Genomic DNA, 17,838 nt, shown 5'->3' with positions numbered 1-17,838 from the left:
CTCGCAACCTGTCACGATCGTTGGCAACAGGGCGCGGCCGTAAAAAAGACGGCCCCCGCGGGAACGGGAGCCGCCCTGACCCTCTAGCAAAGGTCACCTATGACCCTACCCAGCGACTCGGACCCGTCAACTCGAAGCAAGGGGTCCAAGAGGCGCCGACCCTCCTTGCGCTCTTACTGGATCATCGGCATGGCGGTAGCCAGCGGCGGTGCGGTTGCGGTCCTGCCGACGCTGGCCGCTCCGCTCGGTACGGCGGCGGCTGTGGTGGGAGTGGCCGTTGCGGTACGGCACCGCTAGGCCATCGACATCAGCAGCCGACATCAACATCGGCTGACACCGATTGACAGCGGTGAACGCTGCGAAGCTCAAGCAGCGGCTTGATCAGGGCGTATGCCCTGCCTCGGCGGTCGGCGCGACGTGACGTATCTAACTGATAAGGAAGAGGCCCCAGGTTCAAGTCCTGGTAGCCCCACCGCGTGAAGGCTCCCAACCGCAAGTCGGTTGGGGGCCTTCGGTGTGTACGGGGGGTGTGAGGCCGCGCTGTTGAGGGTAGAACGAAAGGCCGCACAGGTCACCGTTCGGTATCGGCCGCTGTGTATAGTCGGGCGCGTCAGAAGCTCTCCCCACGGAATCAAGGAGGAGGTCACGCGATGAAGAAGTTTCTCCTGGTCGCCCTGGCCGCCGTCGCCGGACTGTTCGTATACCGACAGATTCAGGCGGACCGCGCCGAGCAGGACCTGTGGACCGAAGCCACCGACACGGTTCCGGCGGGATCCAGCACGACCGTGTGAACCGTACGTACTGTCTTCGGGCCCCGGCCGCACTCATGGGTGAGTGCCGCCGGGGCTTCGCTGTTTCCGGGGGCCGTGGGGGCGGGTCGGGGGATTTGGCCGCTCCCGGGACGTGTGGGCGAGCCCGGCTCGGCTGTTGCGGGACCGTGACAGGAACCGCTTGAGTTTGCCTGAGCAAATCCTTAGGTTTGCTCTTGCAAATGAAGTGGAGCGAGGGGGATGTGACGGCATGGAACGACGACCACCACCGGGGCGGGCAGCCGCCACCGCCGCGCTGCTCGGGGCGCTGCTCCTGGCCTGCGCGGCCGTGCTGACCGGCGCGGGAACCGCCGCCGCGGCCCCGGCCGCACCCGCCGCCCCGGCCGTCGGCCAGGACGGCAGCCTGATCATGGTGCTGGACTCCTCCGGCTCGATGGCGGGCCCCGACGGCTCGGGCAGCACCCGGATCGCCTCGGCCCGCAAGGCCGTCGGCTCCGTCGTGGACTCGCTGCCGGACGGCTACCCGACCGGACTGCGGGTCTACGGCGCGGGCAAGCCGCACGGCTGCGACGACACCTCGCTCGCCAAGCCGGTCACCCCGCTCGACCGGGACGCCGTCAAGCGCGCGGTGGACGCCGTACAGCCCAAGGGGGACACCCCGACGGCGCTCGCGCTCACCAAGGCGGCCGACGACCTGCCCGCCGACGGGCGGCGCACGATCCTGCTGATCTCGGACGGCGAGTCCAACTGCGGGGCGCCCAAGCCGTGCGACGTGGCCGCGCGGCTCGCGGGCGACGGCAAGGACGGCATCGACCTGCGGATCAACACGGTCGGCTTCCAGGTCAAAGGCGCGGCCCGCGACGAGCTGGAGTGCGTCGCCCGCGCCGGGCACGGCTCGTACTACGACGCGCCGGACGCCGCCTCGCTCGCCCGCCAGCTCGTGCGCGCCTCCCAACTGAGCGCGGACGCGTACCGCTTCGAGGGCACCCGGATCACCGGCGGCGACTCGGCGGAGCACGCCGCCTCGATCAGCACCGGCCAGTACCTCGACACCATCGGCCCCGGCGAGACGCGCTGGTACGCGGCCACGCTGGACGGCGTCTCGACCGCCGACGCGTCGGTCACCGCGGCCCCGCAGCCGGGCGTGCCGGTCACCTACGGCGACGGCCTGGAGCTGAAGCTCACGGGGACGGGCAAGTACGCCTACTCCTGCGACACGCAGTCCGCGCACTTCGGGCAGAACGAGGGCGCGATGACGCTGACCGGCGCGGTCAGCCGGGTGCCGTCCGCCGACCACAAGGACGACTGCGACAAGGCGGGCCGCTACCTGCTGTCGGTGCACCGGACGAGCGCGCCCGCCTCCGACCGGAGCCGCTGGCCGGTCGAACTGCGGCTGGACGCCGAGGCGCCGCTGCCCGCGGGCACCACACCGGCCGCCGCGCGGACCGATTACGGGACCGCGCCCGCGCCCGTCACCGGCACGCCCAAGGACCTCGTCGGCGGCACCGGCTTCAACGACGCCGCACGGGTCGGCACCGGCGTCTGGCGGGACCACCTGCTGCCCGGCCAGACCCGCTACTACAAGGTCCACCTCGGCTGGGGCCAGCAGCTCACCTACGCGGCGGAATTCGCCAACGAGCCGGTCCTGGACGACTCCTCGTCCCACGCGTCCACCTTCGTCACCACCTCGGCCTTCGCGCCCGGCAGGCTCCCGATCGAGAGCGCCTCCGACGCCCGCGGCGAGCGCTCGTACTTCGGCAAGCCGCTGTCGGTCGGCCTCGGTACCGTCCCGGTGACCTGGACCAACCGCTGGACGGTCGGCGACCCGGCCGACACCGTGCACAGTGCGGGCGACTACTGGATCGCGGTCGGACTCGGCCCGAACGCGGCGCAGTTGGCGAAGAACGCCGCTGTCGGCGTCATCCTGCGGGTCGCGGTCACCGGCGACGAGCTGGCGGGCCCCGAGTACCAGGCGCCGAAGCTGGCCCGGCAGGGCGGCGACCGGAACGGCGCGAGCGGCGCCGACGGCGGTACGAAGGGCCGGGCCGCGGGGGACGGTGACGGTGACGGTACGGGCTCCGCCGCGGGGTCCGGCATCGGCTCGGTCACGGGCAAGGATCTGCTCGCGGCGGGGACGGGCGGCGCCGTGGCGCTGGCCGGGGTCGGGGTGGCGGCGCTGATCCGCCGCGCCGGGGCCCGTCAGCGGTTCCGCGCGCAGGCGGACACGCTGGTCGGCCCTCAGACGGGCACCCAGACGGGCACCCAGACGGGCACACAGACGGGCACTCGGACCGGCACTCAGACGGGCACACAGCCGGGCACACAGTCCGGCACTCAACCGGGCACTCAGTCCGGCGACGACTACAGGGGTGGGGCATGAAGCGCCAACTGACGTTCACCGCGGCGGCGGGCGTGCTCGCGCTCGCCGCGCTCCAGGGGCAGGCGGCGGCCGACACGGCGTCACCGTCCGCGCCCCCGTCCTCCGCGTCGGGGTCGGCCTCGGCCGGTTCCACGGGGGTCCCCACCGAGGCCCCGGCCACCTGGAAGCCGGAGGGCACCGCCGTCTCGGGGGCGCAGACCACGGCGGACGCGCCGCCGTTGAAGGCCGCGACCACGTACCGGGACATGATCAAGCCGAACGAGACCCGGATGTACGGGATCACGCTCGACGCCACGTCCTCGGCGTACGCCTCGGCCTTCGCGCTGCCGCCGACCGGCTCGCGGGTGGCGTACAACGACGGGCTGGAGCTTGAACTCCAGAGCGCGGACGGCACCACCTGCGACAGCCGGGACGCCAACTTCCGTGACGACGACGCGACCCGGCCGATCGGCTCGGCGGTCGCGCGGGTGGCGGGCGTCGGCACGTCCTGCCAGGAGGCCAACCAGTACACGCTGTCGGTGCACCGGACGAGCGCAGGGACGTCCGACCCCGGCGCGTGGCCGCTGGAGCTGCGCTTCGTCCTCGAACCCGCGCTGAAGGCCGGGACGACGGCGCAGCCCGCGCCGAACTTCGGCTCCGCGTCGCCGACCCCGCTGACCGCGGGCACCCCGCGGCAGGCCCGCGGCGGCCCGAGCTTCGAGACGGCGGCGGCCGTCAAGACCGGCATCTGGAAGGACAAGGTGCTGCCGGGCGAGACGCGCTTCTACAAGGTCCCGGTCGACTGGGGCCAGCAGGCCACCGTCTTCTCGGACTTCTCCAGCGCTCCGGCCAACGGCGACAGCGCCACGTACATCGGCCAGGGCGTGCGGCTGACGGCGTACAGCCCGGTCCGCGAGCTGATCGACTCCGTCGACCACTCCTACTCCGGCGCGCCGACCTCGCTGAACGAGCGGCTGGCGCCGGTGTCGTACGCCAACAGGGCGGGCAGCGCCACCGATGTGGTGCGGGTGCGGTACGCGGGCTGGTACTACTTCGCGGTCACCGTGCACCCCGATGTGGCCAAGGCGGTGACGGGCGCGGTGCCGGTCACCTTGCGGGTGGACGTCAAGGGCGAGGCGCTGCCCGCGCCCGCGTACGACGGTGATCCGGGCGCGGCCGGCATCGGCGTCAGCGCGCACGACGTCTCGGCGGCGAACGGCTCGGGCACCGGGTCGTCCGGGTCGTCCGGCAGTTCGGGGCTGCGCTTCCTCGCCTTCGGCGCCATGGGCGCCGGGACGGTGCTGCTGCTCACGCTCGTGGTGTGGTTCGTCGCCGCGCGGCGACGGGCGGCGCGGACGGCGGACGCGGTGCCGCCGCAGCCGGGGTACGGGCCGCCGCCTGCCTGGTAGCGGGTGTCCTGTACGGGCTCTCGTACGGGTTCTTGTACGGATGCCGGTAACAGTCGTTCTCCCTGGAGGGCGGCTGTTACCCGTTTCCGCGCGGAGGCCGGCGGCTCTAGGAGGCCAGCAGGGCCAGGATGCCGACGACGAAGCACAGGACGGCGACGACGAGGACCGGCACGACCACCTTGGCCGAAGGGCCCGGCGTGGGCGCGCGGACCGGGAGGCGGGCCGAGACCGTACCGGCGCTGTGACCGGCCGCGGGGTCCGCGGCTGCCGGGCCGGTGGCCGCCGGGTCGGGCAGCGGGCGCGTCGGGGCGGTACGGGCGATGGGCGCGGCCGGGGGGAGCGGCTGGGCGGGGGTGTACGGCTCCGCGCGGGTCCTGGTGTGGGTGACCGGCTGTACGGGGGCGGGGGCCGTTGTCTGCCGGCCGACTGTCTGCGGGGCGGTCGTCTGCGGGGCGGTCGTCTGCGGGGCGGCGAGGGGGAAGCCGGTGGTGAGGGCGCGGGCCGGTTCCGGGACGGCCGGGGCGGCGGGCGCGGCGGGTTCCGGTTCCGCGGGCCCCGCGTGCCTCGCGCGTTCCGCGGACTGCGAGGACTTGGCGGGCAGCGGGCCGTCCGGGCCGAAGCCCTCGGGCAGCGGGCCGATCTGGTCGAAGACCTCCACCGGTTCGTCGCCCGCGGCCGGTTCCCCGATCAGCTCCACGGCGGCGGCCAGCGCCTTGCGCGCGCCGGTGGCCGTACGGAATCTGGCCCGCGGGTCGGGTTGCAGCAGCGCGCCGATGACCTGCCACAGCGGCTCCGGCACCCCCACGGGCGCGGGCGGCATGCCCATCGTCAGGAAGCGCTCCGAGATCGCCTGCGCGTCCGGCTTCTGCCCGCCCAGCAGATAGAGCGCGACCAGGCCCACCGCGTAGAGGTCGGCGGGGACGTCGGGCTCGGCGCCGAGCATCTGCTCCGGCGCGAAGTAGCCGGGTGTGCCGACCACGTAGTCCGTCTCGGTCAGCCGCGGCTCGCCCTTGCGCATGGCGATGCCGAAGTCCGACAGGCGCAGGTGCGGGGTGCCGGTGCCGGTCGCCTCCAGCAGGATGTTCGCGGGCTTGATGTCGCGGTGGACGACGCCCTCGGCGTGCACGGCGGTCAGCCCGGACAGCAACTGGTCGAGCAGCACGCACACATAGTGCGGCGGCAGCGGCCCGTAGTCGCCGATCAGGTGCGACAGCGAGCCGCCGTGCACCAGGTCCATGGTGAACAGCACCTTGTCGTCGTCGGCCGCCCAGCTCGCCGGGGCCAGCACATGGGGGTGGTCGATCCGCATCGCCTGTTCGCGGACGAAACGCAGCAGCGCGTGCGCGTCGCTCTGCTGGAGGACCTTGGCGGCCACGTAGCGGCGCCTGCGGCGGTCCCACGAGCGCCAGACCGCGCCCACGCCGCCGCGGCCGATCGGGTCCACCAGTTCGTACCGGCCCGCGAAGACCTCACCCATGGTGCGCGCCCCTCCCCTCAGTCCTGATGCGCCTCGTAGTGCGCGACCGCCTCACCGGTCCGCCCGGCGCCGTACACACGAAGGAACTCTGCCAGTTGCGGGTGGGCGGGCGCGAGGGAGTGCGCCGCCCGCTCGATCTCCTGCGCGGACGCGACCGACCGCAGCACGTCCTGGATGCCCCGCACCACCTGGCGCGCGGGCGCCGCCGGGAGTTCCCCGGCCGCCGAGTGCGTCGTCGTCCCGCCCAGCACCGACGACCCGGCCAGCTCCCGGATCTCGTCCATCCGCGCCGCGGCCTCGATCGCCCCCGTCCGGCCCTCCGCCACCTGCCACGCCAGCTCCTGCAACGCCTGCAACCGTTGCACCACCGCCGGATTCCCGATCTTCGCCCGCTGCCCGCTCATGAGCTGCGACAGCATCGGCGCCGACAGCCCCAGCACCGCCGCCAGCCGCGCCTGGTTCAGCCCCAGGTCCGCCAGCAGCCGCCTGAACAGATCCCCCAACGGCTCCCCGTACCACCCCCGCTGCAACTCCCTCGCCTCCTGCGCGCGACGTGCCGAGTCCTGCGCCGACGCATCCATACGCGCTCCCAATTTGCTCCCGCGAATCCAGCAAACCCATCCTACGGACCCACCCCCATACCCGTTCGGCCCCCGCCCCCGGAACCGGTACGCTGTCTCCCGTAGCGGGGCCTTAGCTCAGTTGGTAGAGCGCTGCCTTTGCAAGGCAGATGTCAGGAGTTCGAATCTCCTAGGCTCCACAGCGTTCCCGCAGTTCAGCGGCCCCCTCGCCCGGTCCGGGCGAGGGGGCCGCTGGCGTGCGGGACACGAGCTGTGAGGAACTCGTCGAACGCGGCCTTGACGTTGCGGGGGCCGTACGCGGCGAGTGCCCACAGGGCGGACACTGTCGCCGCCCCCGTCCACAGGCCCTCGGAGGATGGTGGACGGAGTGCGTGGACGCTGAGACCCCGCTCGGCGAAGGGGCTTCGGTCGAGGTATCGCATGCCGCCCGTGCCGCAGAGGTAGGTGTCGGCGCCGACCGCCCTCGTGAGGTCGGCCAGGCGTGCCGAGCGGTCCGAGGACGCGGCGAGGTCACTGCTGTGCACGATGGAGCCGCGCCAGTCCAGGACGTTCAGCAGGGCGCGGGTGGTGGATTCAGCGACGGACGCTGTCCCACCGGTTTCAGTGACCGCCTGGACTGCGGGTTGGAGGGCGGCTTGCAGTGACGGCCAGTAGCCGCTGAGGCGGTAGTGCTGTGCGGGCAACTGGCTGAGGCGCCGGGCGGCGCGTGACGGGTCTACGAGTCGGGCCTCGCGGATCAATGTTGCGCGCCCGTAAGGGAGATGGGTTTCCACGGACAGCCACCGGCATTGCTCCGGGCGGTGGAGCCCCGCGAGCCGGGCTCGGTGCTGGTAGTCGCGACGGACGAACTGGACGTCGTCGAGGACCACCCATACGTCGGCCGCGTAGAGCTTCGCCAGTGTGGAGAGGCGGGGCAGGAGGTTGGGCTGATGGATCGCGCACGAGCGCACGGCCGGTGCGTGCAAGGAGGCGGTTCGGTCAGCCGGGCAGGAGCCAGGTGTCGTAACCACCGGCGCGGAGGCGTTCGAAGGCATCGCGGACCCTTTCAGGGACGTGCTGCTCGATGGCGAATCCGCGCTTGGGGTACTCCATCACCCGTTCCATGTCGCCCATGAGCATGTCGATGAGCTGCTTCTCGTCGTCATGCGTCCTGACGTACTCGTCGTACGGCAAAGGCTGGGAGACGCAGACCGGCTCGACCTCGGGCCACACCTTGCGGCATGTCGCGTAGGCCCGGCGCTGCATGTACGGCATGGAGATCAGGAGGAGGGTGGTTACCGGGATGCCCGCGTTCTCCAGCACTTCGCGGGAGAAGCCGATGTTCTGACCGGTGTTGGTGGCCTTGGGCTCCAGCAGGATCGCCTCGTCCGGCACTCCCAGGGAGAGCGCGTGCTCGCGGTAGTGGGTGGCTTCGCCGCGCGGGAATCGTGCCTGGGTGGCTGCGCTGGTGTCGCCCGTGAAGACCACGGTCGGGAACATGCCGGCGCGGTAGAGGTCAGCGGCGGTGGTGGCCACACCGAGGTCGAGACTGCCGAGGGTGATCGCGGCGGAGCAGGGCTTCAGCTCGTGGCCCATCTGGTGGAAGTCCCAGATGGTGCGGGCGTCGGCCCGGTCCGCGTCGCTGATCGGTGCCTGGCTGGTCACGCGTACTCCTCGCTCTCACGCACGGTCTTGATGCTCCGCAGTTGGTGTTTCAGGCCGTACCGGGTGGCGGTGTCGGAGGCCCGGTCGAGCACGGAGTCGCCGGCACTGCGGGTGGCCGGGTCGGTGAGCAGGATGTGACCGTGCGCGGTGTCGATCTGGACGCGCTGGAGCGGGGTCTCGAAACGGCCGTTGCTGCGGGCCGTGTCGATGTACGCCAGCGCCCGGGTGAGATCGCCGACGCCGCGGTGCGCCAGCGCGAGCTTCTGCTGGGCGGTCGCCCAGTCCTCCGGTTCGTCCAGGTCCTCGAACCGCTCGGCTGCCTGTGCCATGACCTGGATGGCGAACTCGTTGCGGCCGTGCTTGGACAGGGCGGTGCCGATCCACAGCAGGGCGCGAGCGCGGTCGGTCGAGCCGAGCCTTTCGTCGTCGGTGAGCTGTTGATAAAGCGTGGCGGCGGGGGCCAGCCGTCCGGCCATCTCGGTGACGACCGCGAGCGAGAGTTCGATCTGCGCGGCCCGGCGGGGGATGCCGAGTTCGGTGAACACGGCGTGGGCGTCGCAGTAGAGGCGCTTGGCGGTCATCAAGTCCTGAAGGGTGCCCTGGAGTCGGCGCAGGTCGCCGGAGAGGACCAGGGAGCGACCGTAGAGGTACAAGCCGCGATCGTCCAGGTCCCGTGTCCGGACCCGACCGAGCCAACGTTCCAGGAGGCTGGCGGCGAAGGAGAAGTCCTGGCGGTCGAGACACACCGCGCCGCGCTCCAGATCCTCCGTCCAGGTCTCGTAATCGGCGACCGCGAGCGAGGGCGTCCTGGTCGGTCGCCGACCGGGGAACGAACCCATGAGCTGATCGAATCGGGCTTGTACGGCGGCGTCGGAACGAGCGAGGGCTGTGTCGAGAATGGCTTGCGTGTCGGGCCAGGGGCAGGTGTCCGTGCCCAGCTTCTCCCACTTCGAGACGGTGCGGATGCCGACGCCGAGATGCGCCGCATAAGCGCGCACACTCATGCGCAGCGCCTGCCGCAGCAAGCCCGCCTCGTGGCCCGTCCATCGACTCACGTTCACCACAGCGCGCCTACCTCCCGCCGCCATGGAATCACGGACGGTGTGCGAGCGGCCACGGAAGTGCCACAAAGGTGCAACGGCGGTTCATTCCCGGCGGGATGGGGCCGCGGCAGGCTCGAAGGACCCGATCCGTTCGTCCCGCCGTGGAGGTCATCAGCGTGGTCACCCGAACCGAGCAGCGACTCGCGCCCCAGCCCACCGCACCGTGGGGCGTCGGCCGTCTCGCCCCGTACCCGACCACCGCACAGCGCCCGCATGCCACGGTCGTCGTCGACCCCGGCACGCAATTAGGTGTGTTCCGCGATCGCGCCGGTCTGCTGGTCGAGATGGGCGCGCACGGCACCAGCAAGGGCACCGAAACGTCGACCACCACGAACTCGGACTCCAAGAACGATCAGGGTCACGACCAGGATTCCGAGCAGGACTGACGCCGTGACCGAGGAGAGGCCGGTTCTGGTGGTGACCGAGGCGGACGACCTGACCGCCGACATGGTGATCACCGAACTCAACCGGCGGAACGTGCCCGTGGTCAGGTTCAACCCTGCTGACATCGGTGCCGACTTGACGGTCTCGACCCGGTTCGGCACCCGCCCGGACTCCATGGCCGGGCGGCTGCGCACCCGGTCGAGGACAGCCGACCTGGCCCGCGTCCGCGCGGTGTACTGGCGCCGCCCCGAGTGACCGGCCTTCTCCCATCTGCGCCCGGACGACGCCCGGTTCGCGGCTGCGCAGGTCCGCTTCGGGCTCGGCGGTCTCCTCTACGCGATGGACGGCCCGCTCTGGGTGAACCATCCCCAGCGGATCGCCGCCGCCGACTACAAACCCGCGCAGCTCGCCCTCGCACAGCGACTCGACCTCGCCGTGGATCGGGCGGGCGACTACTGGTGGCTGGAGTTGAATCCCAACGGCCAGTGGGGGTGGCTGGCGACCGAGACCGGCCTCCCGATGTCCTCCGCGTTCGCCGACCTGCTCGCACAGGGAGAAAGCCCGTGACCGATTCCGCGCCCGAGCGCCGCCGCCTCGCCACGGCGCTGGCTCGACACGGCGACCTCATCTCGCCCTGGCTGCGCGCGGCCGTCGAAGCCGTACCCCGCGAGGTGTTCCTCCGCCCCGGGGTGTTCCTCGACGAGGGCGGCCTCTGGAAACCCGTCACGGCGGCCGGCACCGAGCCCACCGAGTGGCTCAGGACCGCGTACGGTCGCGACACCCTCACCACTCAGCTCGACGGCCACCTGACCGCCGACCAGTCGGCCGAGTCCGTTGCCGGGGTGCCCACTTCCTCCTCCACCACCCCAGCCACCGTCGTCCGGATGATCGAGAATCTGGACCTGGAGCCCGGCCACCGGGTCCTGGAAATCGGCACCGGTACCGGCTACTCCTCCGCCCTGATGTGCCACGGCCTCGGCGCGGAGAACGTGACCACGGTCGAGGTCGATCCGGAGGTGGCCGAGCGCGCGGACACCGCGCTGGAATCGCTCGGTTTCTCCGCATGGACCGTCACCGGCGACGGCCTGGGCCGCTCGTCGTTCATGCAGGCACGTGCCCAAGCCGTCGTGCCGGTGGCAGGCGACCTGTCCGCCCGCACCGCCTACGTGGACAGCGAGCGGAAGACGAAGGTGCCACCGACCCTCCTCGACGACTGGATGCCGGCCTTCCTCGCTCAACTCGCCGCACCCGGCGCACATCTCGTCCGCGCCGTCCGGAGCGACGGGACCGGCCTGCTGTACCTCTTCGACCCCGACCGGGAGTCCTTCGCGGAATTCACCGCCCAGGACGGCCGGTGGACGGTCCGGCAGGGCGGCCCCGTACCTCTCTGGGACAGGATCGAGGGCGCGCTCGTCGCCTGGCAGGCCGCCGGACACCCTGAGATCAACTCGGTACGGCTCCGCATCACCCAGGCGTCCCACCGCTACTGGATCGAAGGGACGCCAGCCCTGAACTGGGAACACGTCCTCGCCTGAGGCGTGGTGAGGATCTCCGCCGAGTCGTCCACACCGCGAAGGCCCACCGTCGTACCTGGGGGCCGGGGGCGGTCAGGTGGTGCGGGTGGCGCGTAGTGCTTCCACCGCCAGTCGCGCCGCCGTGCCGATGACGGCGTCGGCGCGCGGGAGTTTGGTGTCGGAGCGGGCGGCCTGGGTGAAGACGACGGCGGTGTAGGCGGTGCCGTCGGGGAATTCGACGACGCCCGCCTCGTGGCGCAGTGAGCCGAAGGTGCCGGTTTTGCCGTAGACGGTGATGTCGTCGTAGGGGAAGCCGGAGGCGAGGCGGTGGGTCCAGGGCTGTCGGCGCATGACGTCGCGCATGAAGGCGCAACGGGCGGCGGAGGCGGCCTCGTCGGTCCAGATCGCGCGGAGCAGCACGGCGATGTCGGCGGGGGTGCCGGACGCCGTGAAGGCCGGGTCGTACACGCCAGGGGGTGCGACCGAGTCGTTGTCGGCGACGCGGGCGAGGGCCGCGTCCAGGGAGGCGGCGCCCGTCTCGGCGACCAGGCGGCTGAACGTGCCGGCGGCGCCGCCGTGGACGCGGGTGTCGGGCATGCCCAGCTCGCGGCACATGGCGTCGACCACGTCGGGGCCGACCGCGCGGAGGACGGCGTCGGCCGCGGCGTTGTCGGAGATGGTCATCATCAGGACGACCAGGTCGCGCAGGGACATGGTGACGGGGTCGCGGAGTACGGAGACGCCGGTCGCGCCGGGGACGCGCTCGTCGGGCTCCAGCGTCACCGGGCGGCGCGGGTCGAGCAGCCCGGCGTCCGCGAGGCGGCAGAAGGCGGCCATCAGCGGCACCTTGTAGACGGAGGCGATGGGCAGCCGTTCGCCGGGGTCGATCGTCACCTGGTCGGACGGGCGGCGCAGATCCGCCACGTGCAGCCAGCCGCGGACGCCCGCGTCGTCGAACAGGGCGCGGATGGCCCGCTCGACCCCGCTCGTGTGCCGGGTGCCGCTCACGGCGCCACCCGCCGGGCCGGGGCGCCGTGCGGAGAGTGCCCAGAGGTGTGAGGGGCCGCGACGCCACGGGCCAGGCTCTCCTCGAACCGCCGCGCCGTCCGCGCGGTCTCCCCCGCCCCCGGCCGCCGCGGATTCCAGGCCACCCGCAGTCGCAGCGGAAGCGGCGGATCGGCCGCCGCGCGCCGCTCCACCCCCGAGGCCGTCAGCGTGTCGTCCGCCGTGACCAGCACCGCCTGGCCCGCCGCCACCAGTGCGAGCCCGGCGCGCTCGTCGGAGACCACCACCGTCTCCACCCGGCGGCCACGGCTGGCCAGGGTGTCCACGAACAGGTCGTGGGCCGCGGGCGCCTCGGCCCGCGGTCGTACGGCGACGGGCAGCCGCGGCGGCGCGCCACCGCCACCGGCACCGCCATCGTCACCGTGACCGTCGCCGTGAGAAACGTGCGGACCGGCCGGGGTGAGGAGCCAGGTCGGCAGCAGGATCACCCGGCCCGCCGTGAGACCGTGCAGCACGGACGGGTGCCGGATCACGGCGATGTCCAGCCGCCCGGCGGCGAGGTCGTTGAGCAGTACGGCCGTCGGCGCCGTCGTCACGCCGATGCGCGTCCGTTCACCGGTCCGTACCGGCGCGCCCGCGACCTCGGCCGCCGCGTCGGCCGCGAGGGGCGCGGGCACCTCGGGGGCCAGCCCGAGGCGCAGACGGCGGCCGTCGGCCTGCTCACGTGCACCGGTCTCGCGCAGCTCCGCGAGCGCGGCCAGCGCCCGGCGGGCGTGCGGCAGCAGCAGGGCGCCCTCCTCGGTGAGGGACACCCCGCGCTCGCGGTCGAAGAGGCGGACGCCGAGCAGCGACTCCAGCCGTCGCAGGCCCTGCGACAGCGGCGGCTGCGTGATGCCGACCCGCTGCGCGGCGCTCCCGAAGTGTCCCTCTTCCGCCAGCGCGACGAAGATTTCCAGATGCCGTTCCGTCAGCAATCCGTGCCCCCTGGCGTGGGCCGATACGGCCTGTGAATCGATCCGACATCAAGAGCATATTCGACATACGGCCCGGTCGCGGGCTTGACTCCGGGACGAGGGGCCGACCGTACGGTGTGCCCCCGCACCGACGCCGTGGGCCGTCTGCGGCCACCAGGACCGGCTCACCTCCTGAGCCGACCGGCGGCCCCCCGGGTGCGAACCCACCCCCCTCAGAACTGCGAACCCACCCACCTCAGAACTGCGAACCCACCCCCCTCAGAACTGCGAACCCACCCCCCTCAGAACGGAGTCCCGCACCCCATGGACACCCGCGCTCCTGTCTCCCGCCGTTCCGCGCTCGCCACCCTCGCCGGGATCGCGGCCGTGCCGATCACCGGCTGCGGCGGCTCCGGAACGTCCGCCCCGACCCGGTCGGGCGCCCGGCCGACGACGACGTCCCCGCCCGCGACCCGGCCCACCGGGCCCACGCGACCCGCTCCGGGCGCGACGAACGCCGCCGACCCCGCCACGCGGCGCGCCTTCGCCGACCTGGAGAAGAAGTTCGACGCCACCCTCGGCGTCCACGCGCTCGACACCGGCAGCGGCCGTACCGTCGCGCACCGCTCCGACGAACGCTTCGCGTACGCCTCCACCTGCAAGGCCCTGCTCGCCGGAGCCGTTCTGGAGAAGAACTCGCTGCGGCGGCTCGACCGCGTCGTGCGCTACGGCCGGGGCGACATCGTCAGCAACTCACCGATCACCGAGAAGCACGTGGCCACCGGAATGAGCGTGCGCGACCTGTGCGACGCGGCCATCCGGTACAGCGACAACGCCGCCGCGAATCTTCTCTTCCGCGAACTCGGCGGCCCCCGGCGGCTCCAGGACGCCCTGCGCGCGCTCGGCGACCACGTCACCCGCTGCGACCGGTACGAACCCGCGCTCAGCGACGCCGTCCCCGGTGACCTCCGCGACACCAGCACGCCCCGCACCCTGGCCGCCGACCTGCGCGCGTACGTCCTCGGGACGGCCCTCCCCGCCGACAAGCGCGCCGTGCTGACCGACTGGTTCGTGCGCAACACGACCGGGGACCACACCATCAGGGCCGGTGCGCCGCGCGGGTGGCGGATCGGCGACAAGACCGGCACCGGCGGGTACGGCACCCGCAATGACATCGCCATCGCCTGGCCGCCCGGCGGGGGCGCGCCGATCGTCCTCGCCGTCCTGTCCCGCCGCGCGGCCGAGGACGCGACCCGCGACGACGCGCTCATCGCCCGGGCGGCCGAAGTCGCCTTCGGAGCACTGACGCGGTAACGGTCTCACCCGCGTCACCCGTGTCCGTACGTCACCGCGTCGTCCCCCGCCTCGCCTCAGCCGCCCTCCCGCTTGATCCAGTCGGTGTAGCCGGGCGGGTAGTCGTAGCCGGGACGGTTCACGTCGGCGCTGGTACGGAAGGGGACGCCCTTGTTGTCGATGTGGAGGGTGCCGTGGCGGGTGCCGCTCGACCAGTCCAGGAGCAGGTCCCAGCGGACGTCGTACGCCTTGGTGGTGGCGGTGACGCGGAAGACCTCGGGGTCCGACTCACTGACGCTGTACGGGAAGTCGCGCTGGCCGTTCTCCGGGGTGAGGTGCGGGCTGCCCTTGTCGAGGTCGACGCCGAAGTCCGCCGTCCCGACATTGCCGCCGCAGCCGACGGCCATCGCGTAGTCGTTCCAGGCGAGCGGCGCGGCCTTGGAGACGATCCGTACGTGCAGGGCCTCCAGGACGACGGTCTCGGAGCCGGTGCCCTGGACGGTGAGGGACAGGCGCTGTTCGTCGGAGGAGACCGCGCCGTACGCGGCGGCCCAGCGCGGTGAGTCCTGCTCGCTGGCGGGCGGCCCCATGTGCGAGGGCTCGGCGTCGACGAGGAAGTGCTGGCTGCACGGGTTCTCCTCGGCGCGGACGTAGGGGTGGACGTCGACGCTGACCGGCGGGGCCTTGCCGTCGCCTTCGCCGTCGCCGGTCCTGGTGGCGGGCGCGGCCCCGCCGGTCCTGGTGGCCGAGGGCGTGGTGGACGGGGTGCGGCTCGGCGCGGTCGAGGACGGGGTGGCGGGCGGCGTCGCGGTGGCCGCCGTACCGGTGGTCGTGGCGGCGGTGGTGCCGGTGGCGCCGACGGCCCGCTGCTTTCCGTCGGCGGAACCCCCGCCGTTCCCGCCGTCCCAGGGCCGGTCCACGGCGAGGACCACGGCTCCCAGGACGGCGGCCACGGTGACGGCCGCGATCAGGGCGTGACGGCGGCGGCGTGACGGCGGTGCGGGCGCGGGCGTGCGCGGCAGGTCGGTGACGACGAGGTCACCGTTCCCGTCGGTCTCGGCCTTGGCCTTGGCCGGGGTCCCGGCTTCGGCCCCGGTCCCGGCTTCGGTCCCGGTCCCGGTCCCGGTCCCGGTCTCGGTCTCGGTCTCGGCCCCGGCGCCCGCCTCCGCCGCTTGCGACAACGGCGCCGCCTGCTCCGTACCCGGTGCCGCCGCCCCGGCTTCCGCCGCTGCCGCCCCCGCCCGCGCCGCCGCGGCCTGTTCCGCGCGCCGGTCGCGCGCCGCGTCCGCGAGGATCCAGCGGCGGTGCAGCTCCATCAGTTCCTCGGGCGTCGCCCGGCAGACCCGCGCCAGGCGCTCGACCGGCGCGTACTCGTTCGGCACCGCGGTGCCGTTGCAGTAGCGGTGCAGCGTCGACGTGCTCATGTGCAGCCGCTTCGCCAGCGCCCCGTAGCTCAGGCCCGAACGGTCCTTGAGCTGCCGCAGCAGGGTCGCGAACTCGTTCGTTTCACCGGCCCCTGTTGCCACCGACATCAGTTCCTCCATCCCCCCGCGTCCCAGTCACGCATTCCAGGGGATGTGCGTTCCCCCTGCTCAGAGCCGGTTTCTCCATCCCAGCGTCCCCAACTGCCCGCCGACGGTGGTGGCTGGGACGGATTGCCCCGCAAGCTCCAGTCATCCAAGCAGCACCACCACCCGAACGACTAAGGGGCACCCGCCACATGTCCAGCATCCGGAACTCCCGTACCCGTACCCGCTTCGTCACCGCCGCCGCGACCGTGGCGCTCGCCGCGTTCGCCCTGACCGCCTGCGACGACGGGTCGGGCAGCAGGGACGAGGGCGCCTCGCCGGCCTCTTCGTCCTCCTCCTCTGACGGCTCGCCCTCGGTCACCCCGACCCTCACTCCCGGTTCCGGCTCCACCACTGCGGACGCCGGGGGCACGCCGGTCGGTTCGAAGCCCGCCGCGGACGCCTCGACCAAGAAGCCCGTGGCCAAGGCACCCGCGCCGAAGAAGCCCGGGGCCAAGGACACGGCGGTCACCTGCCAGGGCTCCAACACCAAGACGGTCGCGTCCCCGCTGAACCGTCCCGTGAACCACATGCTGCTCACGGTCACCAACACCGGCGGGAACCCCTGCCTCCTCTACACGTACCCGTCCGTGCAGTTCACCGACGCGCAGGCCGAGCCGCCGGTCATCGAGGAGTCCCAGCCGCAGGCGGTCGTCACCCTGAACCCGGGTGAGTCCGGCTACGCCGTCATCGTCCTGGCCGCCGCCGACGGCAGCGCCGGGCACGGCCGCACCGTGAAGACCCTGAACGTCTACTTCCACGGCCGCTCCGGCAACGAGAGCGTCGGCACCGGCGCCCACCCGTCGCTGCCCGCCGGGGGCACCTACATCGACGACTCGCTCAAGGTCAGCTACTGGCAGCAGTCGATGAACGACGCGATCTCCTGGTAGCCGCCCCTTCGGGGGAAGGAGCCCGCCGACGCGGGGCGGTTGGTTGACTGGCGCCATGACGTCATCGACCTCATCGAGCTCACCGAGTTCACCGACCTCAGCCGTCTTCGAGACCGTCGCTCCCGGCTCCGTCGTCTACCTCGACCGTCTCGCCGCGACGGACCTGGGCCGCTTCTACAAGGGCCGCATGCTCGACGCACTCGATGTCAGGACCGGCCAGACGGTCCTGGACATCGGCTGCGGCCCCGGCACCGACCTCGGCGCCCTCGCCGACGCGGTCAGCGGTACGGGCACGGGCTCCGCCCCCGGCGCGGTCATCGGTGTGGACCACGACCAGGTCGCCGTCGACACCGCCAGGGAACGTACCGCCGACCGGGACACCGTCACCGTCCACCTCGGTGACGTCCACGAACTGCCCCTGGCCGACGGCAGCGTGGACCGCGCCCGCACCGACCGGGTGCTGCAACACGTCGCCGATCCCGTACGGGCGCTGCGCGAGGCCCGCCGTGTGCTGCGGCCCGGCGGGCGGCTGGTGCTGGGCGAGCCGGACTGGGACACGCTGACCGTCGACCACCCCGACGACGAGCTGTCGCGCGCCTACACGCGGTACGTGACCGACGAGGTGATCCGTAACGCCCGGATTGGCAGGCAGCTCCCCCGGCTGGCGGCGGAGGCCGGTTTCACGGTGCCGACGGTCGTCCCGGTGACGCCCGCCTTCCGGGACGTCGGCGCCGCCGACAAGGTCCTCGGCCTGGAGCGGACCACGCAACGGGCCCTCGCCGCCGGGTACTTCACCGTCGAAGGGGCCCGTCGCTGGCTGGACCACCTGGCCTCAGGGCCCTTCCTCGCGGCCGTGACCTTCTACATCGTGGTGGCGCAGGCGTAGCC

General features: G+C 72.6%; 16 protein-coding genes, 1 tRNA gene and 1 pseudogene. 10 read left to right on the top strand and 8 right to left on the bottom strand.

Annotation, left to right across the window (positions count from 1 at the left end):
* Positions 1–650 precede the first annotated feature (650 nt).
* From ACFY9V_RS02150 to ACFY9V_RS02140, 3 genes are all read left to right on the top strand, one after another.
* Positions 651–791, top strand: coding sequence for a DLW-39 family protein (locus tag ACFY9V_RS02150; protein WP_223187219.1), 141 nt, complete (start codon positions 651–653; stop codon positions 789–791).
* Between the two features lie 229 nt (positions 792–1,020).
* Positions 1,021–3,150 carry a VWA domain-containing protein gene (locus ACFY9V_RS02145; protein ID WP_391158795.1) on the top strand — a complete coding sequence of 710 codons (2,130 nt, stop codon included), beginning with the start codon at positions 1,021–1,023 and terminating at the stop codon, positions 3,148–3,150.
* Positions 3,147–4,538, top strand: coding sequence for a hypothetical protein (locus ACFY9V_RS02140; RefSeq protein WP_391158793.1), 1,392 nt, complete (start codon positions 3,147–3,149; stop codon positions 4,536–4,538). Before ACFY9V_RS02145 ends, ACFY9V_RS02140 begins: the two co-directional genes overlap by 4 nt.
* Before the next feature lie 106 nt (positions 4,539–4,644).
* Here ACFY9V_RS02140 and ACFY9V_RS02135 read toward each other — a convergent pair whose 3' ends face one another.
* Both ACFY9V_RS02135 and ACFY9V_RS02130 read right to left on the bottom strand, forming a co-directional pair.
* Complete coding sequence (locus ACFY9V_RS02135) at positions 4,645–6,015, bottom strand: protein kinase (protein ID WP_391158790.1); 1,371 nt, start codon at positions 6,013–6,015, stop codon at positions 4,645–4,647.
* Positions 6,016–6,032: 17 nt separating this feature from the next.
* Complete coding sequence (locus tag ACFY9V_RS02130; RefSeq protein WP_355336678.1) at positions 6,033–6,596, bottom strand: DNA-binding protein; 564 nt, start codon at positions 6,594–6,596, stop codon at positions 6,033–6,035.
* A gap of 106 nt (positions 6,597–6,702) precedes the next feature.
* Here ACFY9V_RS02130 and ACFY9V_RS02125 point away from each other — a divergent pair.
* Positions 6,703–6,775, top strand: a tRNA-Ala gene (locus ACFY9V_RS02125).
* Between the two features lie 15 nt (positions 6,776–6,790).
* On the opposite strand, the gene ACFY9V_RS02120 is transcribed toward ACFY9V_RS02125, so the two are convergent.
* The 3 genes from ACFY9V_RS02120 to ACFY9V_RS02110 form a co-directional block, all read right to left on the bottom strand.
* Positions 6,791–7,546 (bottom strand): WbqC family protein, encoded by a 756-nt coding sequence (locus ACFY9V_RS02120; RefSeq protein ID WP_391158787.1) that lies wholly within the window; start codon positions 7,544–7,546, stop codon positions 6,791–6,793.
* 28 nt (positions 7,547–7,574) lie between these two features.
* Positions 7,575–8,171 (bottom strand): ElyC/SanA/YdcF family protein, encoded by a 597-nt coding sequence (locus ACFY9V_RS02115; RefSeq protein WP_391159541.1) that lies wholly within the window; start codon positions 8,169–8,171, stop codon positions 7,575–7,577.
* A gap of 65 nt (positions 8,172–8,236) precedes the next feature.
* On the bottom strand, positions 8,237–9,304 hold the full coding sequence (locus tag ACFY9V_RS02110; RefSeq protein ID WP_391158784.1) for a hypothetical protein: 1,068 nt from the start codon (positions 9,302–9,304) through the stop codon (positions 8,237–8,239).
* A 155-nt stretch (positions 9,305–9,459) separates the two neighbouring features.
* Here ACFY9V_RS02110 and tgmA point away from each other — a divergent pair, with 155 nt between their 5' ends.
* From tgmA to ACFY9V_RS02095, 3 genes and pseudogenes are all read left to right on the top strand, one after another.
* Positions 9,460–9,729: a putative ATP-grasp-modified RiPP gene (gene tgmA / locus ACFY9V_RS02105; RefSeq protein WP_391158782.1), complete on the top strand. Its 270-nt coding sequence runs from the start codon at positions 9,460–9,462 to the stop codon at positions 9,727–9,729.
* A gap of 4 nt (positions 9,730–9,733) precedes the next feature.
* Positions 9,734–10,294 (top strand): annotated as a pseudogene (locus tag ACFY9V_RS02100) (MvdC/MvdD family ATP grasp protein).
* Positions 10,291–11,262 (top strand): methyltransferase, encoded by a 972-nt coding sequence (locus tag ACFY9V_RS02095; RefSeq protein WP_391158779.1) that lies wholly within the window; start codon positions 10,291–10,293, stop codon positions 11,260–11,262. Before ACFY9V_RS02100 ends, ACFY9V_RS02095 begins: the two are co-directional and overlap by 4 nt.
* A 72-nt stretch (positions 11,263–11,334) precedes the next feature.
* Here ACFY9V_RS02095 and ACFY9V_RS02090 read toward each other — a convergent pair whose 3' ends face one another.
* Both ACFY9V_RS02090 and ACFY9V_RS02085 read right to left on the bottom strand, forming a co-directional pair.
* Positions 11,335–12,249 carry a serine hydrolase gene (locus ACFY9V_RS02090; protein ID WP_391158777.1) on the bottom strand — a complete coding sequence of 305 codons (915 nt, stop codon included), beginning with the start codon at positions 12,247–12,249 and terminating at the stop codon, positions 11,335–11,337.
* Positions 12,246–13,220 (bottom strand): LysR family transcriptional regulator, encoded by a 975-nt coding sequence (locus ACFY9V_RS02085; protein ID WP_391158775.1) that lies wholly within the window; start codon positions 13,218–13,220, stop codon positions 12,246–12,248. The genes ACFY9V_RS02090 and ACFY9V_RS02085 overlap by 4 nt, the downstream gene beginning before the upstream one ends.
* 303 nt (positions 13,221–13,523) lie before the next feature.
* Here ACFY9V_RS02085 and bla point away from each other — a divergent pair, with 303 nt between their 5' ends.
* Complete coding sequence (gene bla / locus ACFY9V_RS02080) at positions 13,524–14,513, top strand: class A beta-lactamase (protein WP_391158773.1); 990 nt, start codon at positions 13,524–13,526, stop codon at positions 14,511–14,513.
* A 56-nt stretch (positions 14,514–14,569) separates the two neighbouring features.
* Here bla and ACFY9V_RS02075 read toward each other — a convergent pair whose 3' ends face one another.
* The gene (locus ACFY9V_RS02075) at positions 14,570–16,024 is read right to left on the bottom strand and encodes a helix-turn-helix domain-containing protein (protein ID WP_391158770.1); all 1,455 of its coding nucleotides are present in this window, start codon (positions 16,022–16,024) and stop codon (positions 14,570–14,572) included.
* A gap of 188 nt (positions 16,025–16,212) precedes the next feature.
* Between ACFY9V_RS02075 and ACFY9V_RS02070 the strand changes: the two genes are divergently transcribed.
* Both ACFY9V_RS02070 and ACFY9V_RS02065 read left to right on the top strand, forming a co-directional pair.
* Entirely contained in the window at positions 16,213–16,950 is a 738-nt protein-coding gene (locus ACFY9V_RS02070) for a DUF4232 domain-containing protein (RefSeq protein ID WP_391158768.1), read from the top strand.
* Between the two features lie 55 nt (positions 16,951–17,005).
* The gene (locus tag ACFY9V_RS02065) at positions 17,006–17,836 is read left to right on the top strand and encodes a methyltransferase domain-containing protein (RefSeq protein ID WP_391158766.1); all 831 of its coding nucleotides are present in this window, start codon (positions 17,006–17,008) and stop codon (positions 17,834–17,836) included.
* Positions 17,837–17,838 lie beyond the last annotated feature (2 nt).

This window comes from Streptomyces sp. NPDC008317 (assembly GCF_042955955.1).
Classification (GTDB): domain Bacteria; phylum Actinomycetota; class Actinomycetes; order Streptomycetales; family Streptomycetaceae; genus Actinacidiphila.
The sequence above is the reverse complement of the archived record's forward strand: the minus strand, read 5'-3'. Positions and strand labels throughout refer to the sequence as shown.